Origin of the sequence: Actinoplanes palleronii (assembly GCF_016862315.1) — a bacterium.
GTDB lineage: Bacteria > Actinomycetota > Actinomycetes > Mycobacteriales > Micromonosporaceae > Actinoplanes > Actinoplanes palleronii.
Map to the genome: position 1 here is coordinate 19,811 of NZ_BOMS01000190.1, position 8,339 is coordinate 28,149.

Genomic DNA, 8,339 nt, shown 5'->3' on the forward strand with positions numbered 1-8,339 from the left:
GGCCGATGGTTCCCACCCGATCTCGGCGGATCAGCCCCCGGGAGCGGGTCAGTGGTAGTCCGGCCCCGGGCCGACCTCGATCTCCTCGCTGTGGCCGAGCAGCCGGCGCCGTTCCCGGAACGCCCGCAGGTTCGCGGTGTTGCCGCAGGTGCTGACATCGTGCCAGACCCCGCTGTTGTTCCGCGAGGTGTCGAAGAACGCGGCCCGGCAGATCGCGTTGTGGCAGAGCTTGAGCCGCGGCCAGGCCCCGGCCTGCTGGGCCAGCAGCGCCTCGGCCCACAGCGCGGAGGCCAGCCACCGGATGCCCCGGCCGGTCGGCACCACCCGCACCCAGCCGGCCGCGTCCGGTGCCAGGCTCACCGGCACGTCGGCGGGTGGCAGCGAGCCGGGTGGCTCCTGGTTCGACCCGGCCAGCACGACCTGCTCGAACGCGGACCGCAGCCGGCGCAGCGAGCGCAGGTCACTCGCCGCGAGCAGCAGCGTCGGGGCAGGCAGACCGGACGCCCGGGACCAAGTGGTCAGCGCGTCGGTCACCCACCACTGGGCGTCTTCGACGACGCCGAGCAGGTCCGGGCCGTACGACATCGCAGCACGGGTGTTCAGCAATTCCTGGACGAGGGCGAAGCCTCCGGGCGCCTCTCGCACACCGTGCCGGGCGCTCGCCTTCCACGACATAGCCAAAGACTACTTGACTCTTTTTCACACCTTGCGCCCACGGGGCACCCGGTCACCCACCCGTGCGGTGGACGATCGAATGTCGGCGGGTGAACGGTTGTAAATAGGTATCTAGAATGATGCGGCTCGACTCGGCTGAACCGGCTTGGGAGGCCCCGTGCGGAGAGTTCTGGCGATCACGGTCGCCGTGGTGGCGGCGCTGACGGTGGCCACCGGCTGCGACTCTGGCACCCCGGACGCGCCCACCGCCGTACCGAAATCGCCGACGGCCGCGCCCAGCGCCTCGGCCGGACCGTCCGCGCCCACCTCGACCGGCGTCCCACCGGCGACCTCGACGTCACCGCCGACCCCGACCCCGATCCGGAAGCTGAAGGTCGGTGCCAAGGGCGCCGACGTGCTCGCCCTGCAGAACCGGCTGACCGAGCTGGGCTATTGGAACGGCACGGCGGACGGCAAGTTCGGCGGCGCCACCCAGCAGGCGGTGTACGCGCTGCAGAAGGCCGCCGGCACCGGCCGGGACGGCGTGGTCGGCCCGAAGACCCGCAAGATCCTGGACAAGGGCGTGCGGCCTAAGGCGAAGTCGACGAGCGGGCGCGCCATCGAGATCGACCTGAAGCGGCAGCTGCTGATGCTCGTCGACAACGGCGAGATCACTCAGATCTTCAACACGTCGACCGGCTCGAACGAGTACTACGAGCAGGAGGGCGAGACCTTCCTGGCCGACACCCCGAGCGGAAAATTCAGGGTCAGCCGGCAGATCGACGGCTGGCGGCACGCCCCGCTGGGCCTGCTGTGGCGCCCGAAGTACTTCAACGGCGGGATCGCGGTGCACGGCGCGACCAGCGTCCCGCCCTACGCGGCCTCACACGGCTGCGCCCGGGTGTCGATCTCCGCGATGAACTGGCTGTGGAAGAACGACGCGCTGCCGCTGAAGACCAAGGTCTGGGTCTACTGACGGGATCGTTGCGCCGACCGCAGCGGCTGCCGCGGCCCGGGGACCAGAACCTTCTCCTCGGGCGGCAGCGCCGCACCGTACAGCTCGGCGCAGAGCACCACGCCCATCCACGGCACCCACGGCCCGCTCAGCACCAGCGGCTCCGACCGGCCCCACATCCACAGCCGGATCGCCCAGTCGGCCGGCTCGGCCTCCACCCGGCCCAGCGACTGCAGTGACCACTCCCGGTCACCCAGAATGATCCGCTGGTCGGTGACCACCACCACCCGGCGACCGTCGCCGGCCACGTCGGCCGGGAACCATCCGTACTGGTTCTCCCCCGACCGCAGCCGCACGGTCGGCGACACGGCGGCGGGCCGCCCGCCCCGCTCAACCAGCGCAGCCAGCAGCATCATCGACCGGAACCCGGCCGACAGCTGATCGTCATCCCACACTGTCAAAACACACTCCCATTCAGGGCATACCGGACGGAATTTGTCCCGTCCCGACACACCAGCACTGACCTTGGCACGATCGCAGCGCGCTGACCAGCGAATACCCACCCAGGAGAGTGGTTCTTCCGGCGCGGCGGCCTCATTCGGAACAACCCGGTTACCCCAACCGGGTGCCCGGCGAACTCAGATCCGCTCCAACGCCAGATGCCAGGGATAGACCCCGAGGCGCTCTCCGGCGGCGCCCGGCTCGTGCGGCTCGACCTCCCCCGGCCCGAAAATGACCCGAACCCCTTCGGCCCGCAACTGCTCGACACTGCGGGCGAACGGCACCCGCGACGCGAGCGCACTGTTCACGAACGGCAGGACGACCACGGGAATGCCGAGCCCGGGCGCTTCGGCGAGGAGCCCGAGCGCGTACGTGTCAGCAGTGCCCTGCGCGAACTTGTTGATGGTGTTGAAGGTGGCCGGCGCGACGATGATGGCGTCGGCCCGGCGGCTCCGCGGCTCACTGGGGTCGCGGTACCGGCTGCGCACCACCCGCCCGGTCCGTTCCTCCAGCGCGGCCACGTCGATGAACGCCAGCGCCGACGGAGTGGCAACGATCTGCACCTGCCAGCCGGCCGCCTGGGCGAGGTCGACGAGCGTACCGACCTCACCGGCGGGCCCGGCCGCACAGACGATGATGTAGAGAACTCTGCTCTCAACGGTCATCCCGCGAGACAACACCATGCCCGCGACCCCCGACCTGGCCGGGGGCCCGGGCCGGCGTTTCAGATGGTGGCCAGGTGGAGGTTGCGCCAGTCGATGAACTTGAAGTTGGTGCTGGTGCGGCCGTCGGCCGGGGTGTTCTCGCCGTCGTGGAGGACCAGGAGGCCCTTGGGGTAGCCGGGGAGGGCCACCGAGGTCGCGGCGGCGCCGTCGGAGTGCTGGACGCCGTCGACGGCGGGTCCGTCGGTGACGGTGAAGAGGGTGACCGGGCGGTTGGTACGACGGTCGTAGACGTAGAAGCGGCTGTCGCCCTGACTGGAAACGATCAGGTAGCCGTCACGCTTGCCGGTCTCGTAGAGCGAGGCGCCCTCGACGTCGGCGGTGATCCGGCCACCGAAGCCCGGGTCGTTCGCGGTGTCCAGGACGCACTCCTCGGAGGTGGCGTCCCAGGTTCCCGGGGTGCCGTACTCCTTCACCTTCTCGACGATGCGCGGGATGCTGCTGAACGTGCCGGCGCGCAGGTTGATCCGCCAGAGGGCGACGTCCTCCTGCGCGGCGTAGAGCACGCCCGCCTCGGCGTCGATGACCATGCCCTCGACCTGCGGGCCCTCGCCCGGATCCGCGCACGGCGACCAGGTGTCGCCGTTCGGCAGGCGGAACGAGCTCGGCAGGTCCAGGGTGTCCGACGTGCGGTAGGTGACCTTGCCGTGCTTCTCCTCGAGGCGGAAGATCCCCAGCCGGGTGCTGTGCCGGCGGCTGACCACGGCGTACCGGTCATAGGTGGCCAGGCCGTAACCGGTGGCCTGCTCCTCGACCTCCGCCTGGTCCTTCGAGAAGAGCAGCGGGGCGTCGGCCGACGTGATGTCGGTCAGGCCGGCCGGGCTGATCCGGTAGATGCGGAGCTTGTCCAGGCCACGGTCGGTGACGACGGCCAGGTCCACCCGCTGCTTGCCCAGCTTGAAACCGGAGATGATGTCGACGTTGTTGAAACGCCCACCGTCCGGCGTCGCGATCGACTGCACCTCGCGGCCCTTGAGGTCGTACACCCGCAGACCGCCGTTCTTGGCGGTGCCGATCACCAGGCTGCGCGCCTTGTTCGCCTGGTCGACCCAGATCGCGGGATCGTCGGCGTCGGCGTCACCACCGGCCTCGTCGTCGTACAGGGCCGGGGTCTCGACCTTCGCGGTGATCTCGCGGGCCGGCCGTTCCGAGGCGAAAGCCGGTGCACCGGCGGCCAGGGTGGTCAGTGCCACGAGCGCGGCGATTCCGGAAGTACGTTGCATGATCAGCAGGATTCCCGATCGAGCTGTCCATCGGGTGACCTGAGACTGAACACGCCATCTAGCCGTTATCCAGCCGTTACAAGAATGCCCGAACTAGAGCCGGAAACCCCGCATCGCACCTAATGACAGCAACACAGTGAGCTTTGAGAAAACGGGGAACACAGCGATGCGACGCACAATTGCGGTTCTGGCGGCGACGGTAGCCGGTCTGTCTCTGATCACCGGGTGCTCGAGCAAGCCCGAACACGTGAACGGGGCCGCGGAGCCGGTCGGCGGGATCACCCCTGGCACTTCCGCGACTGCCGGTACTCCCTCCAGCTCCCCGTCCGCTTCGCCGAGTCCGTCGGCGGCGGTCACGTCGGCCTCACCGCAGACCAGCAAGACCGGCAAGCCGGCGACCACGCTGCACCTCGGCCCGTACGGTGTCGGTGATCTGAAGCTCGGGATGTCGCAGGCCGCCGCGGTGAGGACCGGCCTCATCGTCAAGGACCCGGAGCCCGACACCACCGGGTGCTCCACCGTCTACTACGTCAAGACCGACGAGACGCACTCGCCGGTGATCTTCGAGGGCACCAAGGGCCTGATGTCGATCACCGCCTACCCCGGTCTGACCACCCCGGCCGGCATCAAGCTCGGGAGCACGTTCAAGGCGGTGCGCAAGGCCTACCCGGACTGGGAGAACCCGGTGGACGGCGGCGACACCGGCAAGGGCTTCGCGCAGGTCCCGGGATCGGACAACGCGGTCTACCAGATCGAGATCGAGGCCGGCAAGGTCGACTACCTCTCGCTGGAGTTCCGTCGCGACAGCTGCTCCGACTGATCAGCTGCCGGGACGAGTGATCCGCAGGGTGCGCAGGACGTCGTCGGTGCGGTCGACCGGCCCGTTCTGCCGGATCTGCAGATAGGCGCCGCGGTCACCGATCAAAAGAATTTCACTGTACGAGGTGCCAGTGCCGGCGCAGGCGGTCCAGCGGCGCACCTGACCGCTGAGGCCGTTGACCGAAACTGGCCGGTCCGGCTGCTGGACACAGTCGTCGTGCGAGGGCAGCGTGGCGCTGCCCGGCACCCGGATCGACGGACTGACCCCGGCGAGCACCGCCGGGGAGGTACCGGCCGAGCTGGCCAGATCCGCGCCCACCTGCAGGCCGGGCGACGGGCCGGCGGGCAGTCCGATCGAGGCCGGATTCCAGCCCTGGTCCCGGAGCTGGCGGGCCCACGACGCCGGCACCGCGACGGAGAGCGCGTGTGCGTCGTCGCGGACCCGGACCCAACCCGGCGGAGATCCGTACGGCACGGTCGCCCCACCGGCCGCGGCCACGGCGGCCAGGGCTATCACCGCACCGGTGATCCGGGCCGTCCAGCGAAGCAGCCGGCGCTCCACGGACAGGTCCAGGGCGGCGGCGAACGCCTGCGCCGACGGCCAGCGCCGGGCCCGGTCCGGGTCCAGCGCGCGGAGCACCGCATTGTCGATCCGCTTCGGGATGCCGGGGCGCAGCTTCGACGGGGCGGTCAGTCGCGTGCGATCGGCGTACGGGGTCTGCCCGGTCAGCATCTGATAGGTCATCGCACCGAGCGCGTGCACGTCGGCGCGCACGTCCAGGCCACCACCGAGCAGGCGCTGCTCCGGCGCCATGTACCCGGGCGTGCCGGTCACCACGGTGAACCCGGACGCCTGGGCGATCTCCTTGGCCAGGCCGAGGTCGGCGACCAGGATCCGTTCCCGCCCGCGGACCATGTCGAACAGGACGTTGGACGGCTTGAGATCACGGTGCAGCACCCCGGAGTCGTGCAGCACGGTCACCCCCTCGGCGATCGCGGTGGCCGTCCGCAGCACCACGTCCAGCGGCATCCGCCCGGCGGCCAGTCGCTCGTCCAGGGTGCCGCCCGAGGCGTACGTCATCACCTGGTACGGCCGCCCGTCCGGCAGCTCGCCGAAGTCGTGCACCCGGACCAGGTGCTCGGAGTCGACCCGTCGCAGCACCTGCGCCTCCTGCTCGAACCGGGCGCGGACATCCGGGTGGTGCGCCCAGTTGTCGGCCAGCACCTTGATCGCCACTTCGGACTCCAGCACGTCGTCCTCGGCGAGCCACACCGTGGCGAAGGCTCCCGAGCCGAGTCGTCTGGTGACGCGGTAGCGGCCGATCTTGGTGAGTGTTGGCACGTTCGTATTATGAGCGTCACGACAACGGGGGCGATCAATGAGGCACATGCAAGATCAAGAGGAACTCGCCCGGCGAGCGTCAACCGGCGACCGGGCCGCTCTCGAAGCGCTGCTCGCCGAGATCCAGCCGTCGATCCTGCGGCGCTGTGCCCGGTTCCTGCCCTGCTACCAGGACGCCGAAGAGGCCTGCCAGGACGTGTTGCTGCAGGTCGCCCGCAACATCGGCGGCTTCGAGGGCCGGTCCAAGTTCAGCACCTGGCTGCACGTGATCATCGCGAACAGCTCGCGGCAGACGTACCGGTCGCTGAAGCGCCGCGCGGTCGAGGAGGCACACGAGCAGCCCCCGATCGACGTCGCCGACGCCCGGACCACGAGTGTCATCGCCGGTTCCCGGCTCGACCTGCTGGATGCACTGGAGCGCCTGGAGAACCGCAACGCCGACCTGGTCGGGCCGGTTGTGCTGCGCGACATCTGCCAGCTCGACTACCGGGAGATCGCCGGACAGTTGGGCATCCCGGAGGGCACCGTGAAATCCCGGATCCACCAGGGCCGCGCTCACGTCCGGGAGTATCTGACCGCTGGTTAATCGGAGGCGCCCCCGGGTCGGCGGGTACATGATTGCGGAACGGAACGGGGTCGGTACCCTTGCAAGGCGCGGGCTGCTAGCTCAATGGCAGAGCTGAGGACTTTTAATCCTTAGGTTCAGGGTTCGAGTCCCTGGCGGCCCACTGTTACACCAGGTCAGCCCCGGTCCCCGGCGCTGACCTGGTCTGTCTCCACCAAGCGCGCCACCCACGGCCGTCTCCACCCACGGCCGTCTCCGCTGGCGGCCGTCTCCGTCTCGGCTGGCTCCGTCTCGGCCGGCTCCCTCTCCGCTGGCTCCGTCTCGGCCGCTCCGCTGGCGGCCGGCTCCGTCTCGGCAGCTTCGAGGAGGCACGGTGACTAATCCGGTGATCGCTGAGCGACTGCTGCTCGCCACCCGGGTGGACTGCTGCTTCCAGCTCGACGAGCCCACCTTCATCGCTGCCGGAGAGTCCTACTGGCTCGACGACGAACATGGCGAGCTCTGTGTGGCCCGCGGCAACGGCCAGACGACCCGGCACTCAGGCAGCAGACGCCACGGCTCCAGCCCTGGCGACCCCGCGCCTCGCCGCGCTCCCTGACGCCGCACCGCCGACCAGGTCGCCACGGAAGAAACGCAGCGCCCGACTCGGTGAAGCCCGAGCCGGGCGCGTCAATTCAGCTACGCCACAAACCGAGAGCGACGACGGCGCCCCACCAGATAACCGGCCCCACCGAGGAGCACCAGCGCACCGCCGATACCGGCCACGGTCCCGGTGGCGTCACCGGTCACCGGCAGCCCGCCACCGTCGCCACCAGAAGTACCCGAGCTGGCGGAAGATCCAGGGATCGCAGCAGCGCTACTCGCGCTGGGCGTGACACTAGGCGCCGACGTCGGCCGGGACGACACCGACGGAGACGGCGTGGGCGAAGAGGGCGACGGCTGAGCCGCACAGTCAAGCACCCGCGCGGCATACAGCCCGTCGTTCAGGTATGCCAGGTAGACGTCGACGCCATTACCGTCGAGCACCTTCTGCGCCGCCGCGTTCACGTTGGCACCCGCACCCGTCAAAGTCCGACCCACCGAGATCCGCAGGTCCACCGTCCAGGCGCGCTGCAGGTTGGCCTTGAGGAACGCCCGCAACTCATCCGCGCTCCCATCCAGCCCCTTCTGCAGTGCAGTGGAGACAGTCGGCAACCCCTCAGCCTTCGCCTCGCTCAGCAGCTGGTCAGCCAACACCCGCACCTGCACATCGGTAGCGGTATCCAGATCAATGGCGACAAGCTCGCGAAAGTCCTTGAACACCTTGCGCTCAACCGTCTGACAGACCTCGTTGAGCACAGGCGACTCGGTCTGAGCCACTGCCGGCGCCGCCGGAATCAGAAAAGCCAGCGGCACCAAAACCCCAGCCGAAACCTTCCACCGCATGTACGACTACCTCCCCGTTGCGAACTCAAACCGTCGAGATAGTGCCCCATGGCAAACGGAGAAGCAAGAAAGTATCGATGAACATCACACGGCCGGCTACCCGCGGCCGGGGATCGGGCTGGTTCGTTGGCCA

Annotated in this window: 10 protein-coding genes and 1 tRNA gene; 5 read left to right on the forward strand and 6 right to left on the reverse strand. The window is 69.3% G+C overall.

Features of this window, described 5'->3' with window-relative positions; genetic code table 11:
• Nucleotides 1-48: 48 nt before the first annotated feature.
• Nucleotides 49-675 (reverse strand): CGNR zinc finger domain-containing protein, encoded by a 627-nt coding sequence (locus Apa02nite_RS49465; protein WP_203831364.1) that lies wholly within the window; start codon nucleotides 673-675, stop codon nucleotides 49-51.
• A gap of 157 nt (nucleotides 676-832) precedes the next feature.
• Here Apa02nite_RS49465 and Apa02nite_RS49470 point away from each other — a divergent pair, with 157 nt between their 5' ends.
• Nucleotides 833-1,630 (forward strand): L,D-transpeptidase family protein, encoded by a 798-nt coding sequence (locus Apa02nite_RS49470; protein WP_203831365.1) that lies wholly within the window; start codon nucleotides 833-835, stop codon nucleotides 1,628-1,630.
• Here Apa02nite_RS49470 and Apa02nite_RS49475 read toward each other — a convergent pair.
• The 3 genes from Apa02nite_RS49475 to Apa02nite_RS49485 form a co-directional block, all read right to left on the reverse strand.
• Nucleotides 1,624-2,070: a hypothetical protein gene (locus Apa02nite_RS49475; protein WP_067687661.1), complete on the reverse strand. Its 447-nt coding sequence runs from the start codon at nucleotides 2,068-2,070 to the stop codon at nucleotides 1,624-1,626. The two genes, Apa02nite_RS49470 and Apa02nite_RS49475, sit on opposite strands and share 7 nt — an antisense overlap.
• Before the next feature lie 177 nt (nucleotides 2,071-2,247).
• On the reverse strand, nucleotides 2,248-2,775 hold the full coding sequence (locus Apa02nite_RS49480; RefSeq protein WP_203831366.1) for a flavoprotein: 528 nt from the start codon (nucleotides 2,773-2,775) through the stop codon (nucleotides 2,248-2,250).
• 59 nt (nucleotides 2,776-2,834) lie between these two features.
• Complete coding sequence (locus Apa02nite_RS49485; RefSeq protein WP_203831367.1) at nucleotides 2,835-4,055, reverse strand: phytase; 1,221 nt, start codon at nucleotides 4,053-4,055, stop codon at nucleotides 2,835-2,837.
• 247 nt (nucleotides 4,056-4,302) lie between these two features.
• Between Apa02nite_RS49485 and Apa02nite_RS49490 the strand changes: the two genes are divergently transcribed.
• Complete coding sequence (locus Apa02nite_RS49490; RefSeq protein WP_203831368.1) at nucleotides 4,303-4,875, forward strand: hypothetical protein; 573 nt, start codon at nucleotides 4,303-4,305, stop codon at nucleotides 4,873-4,875.
• On the opposite strand, the gene Apa02nite_RS49495 is transcribed toward Apa02nite_RS49490, so the two are convergent.
• Nucleotides 4,876-6,216: a serine/threonine-protein kinase gene (locus Apa02nite_RS49495; RefSeq protein WP_203831369.1), complete on the reverse strand. Its 1,341-nt coding sequence runs from the start codon at nucleotides 6,214-6,216 to the stop codon at nucleotides 4,876-4,878.
• Between the two features lie 46 nt (nucleotides 6,217-6,262).
• Between Apa02nite_RS49495 and Apa02nite_RS49500 the strand changes: the two genes are divergently transcribed.
• From Apa02nite_RS49500 to Apa02nite_RS49510, 3 genes are all read left to right on the forward strand, one after another.
• On the forward strand, nucleotides 6,263-6,802 hold the full coding sequence (locus Apa02nite_RS49500) for an RNA polymerase sigma factor (RefSeq protein ID WP_239165120.1): 540 nt from the start codon (nucleotides 6,263-6,265) through the stop codon (nucleotides 6,800-6,802).
• A gap of 70 nt (nucleotides 6,803-6,872) precedes the next feature.
• Nucleotides 6,873-6,944, forward strand: a tRNA-Lys gene (locus tag Apa02nite_RS49505).
• A 210-nt stretch (nucleotides 6,945-7,154) separates the two neighbouring features.
• Complete coding sequence (locus Apa02nite_RS49510) at nucleotides 7,155-7,379, forward strand: hypothetical protein (RefSeq protein WP_203831371.1); 225 nt, start codon at nucleotides 7,155-7,157, stop codon at nucleotides 7,377-7,379.
• Between the two features lie 80 nt (nucleotides 7,380-7,459).
• Here the strand turns inward: Apa02nite_RS49510 and Apa02nite_RS49515 are convergent, their stop codons facing one another.
• Nucleotides 7,460-8,206 carry an LPXTG cell wall anchor domain-containing protein gene (locus Apa02nite_RS49515; protein ID WP_203831372.1) on the reverse strand — a complete coding sequence of 249 codons (747 nt, stop codon included), beginning with the start codon at nucleotides 8,204-8,206 and terminating at the stop codon, nucleotides 7,460-7,462.
• Between the last annotated feature and the right edge of the window lie 133 nt (nucleotides 8,207-8,339).

Bases quoted from the DNA above. Each gene is read 5' to 3' on its own strand.
- Apa02nite_RS49465 (WP_203831364.1), bottom strand. From the start codon at position 675: ATGTCGTGGAAGGCGAGCGCCCGGCACGGTGTGCGAGAGGCGCCCGGA.
- Apa02nite_RS49480 (WP_203831366.1), bottom strand. From the start codon at position 2,775: ATGACCGTTGAGAGCAGAGTTCTCTACATCATCGTCTGTGCGGCCGGG.
- Apa02nite_RS49485 (WP_203831367.1), bottom strand. From the start codon at position 4,055: ATGCAACGTACTTCCGGAATCGCCGCGCTCGTGGCACTGACCACCCTG.
- Apa02nite_RS49500 (WP_239165120.1), top strand. From the start codon at position 6,263: ATGCAAGATCAAGAGGAACTCGCCCGGCGAGCGTCAACCGGCGACCGG.
- Apa02nite_RS49515 (WP_203831372.1), bottom strand. From the start codon at position 8,206: ATGCGGTGGAAGGTTTCGGCTGGGGTTTTGGTGCCGCTGGCTTTTCTG.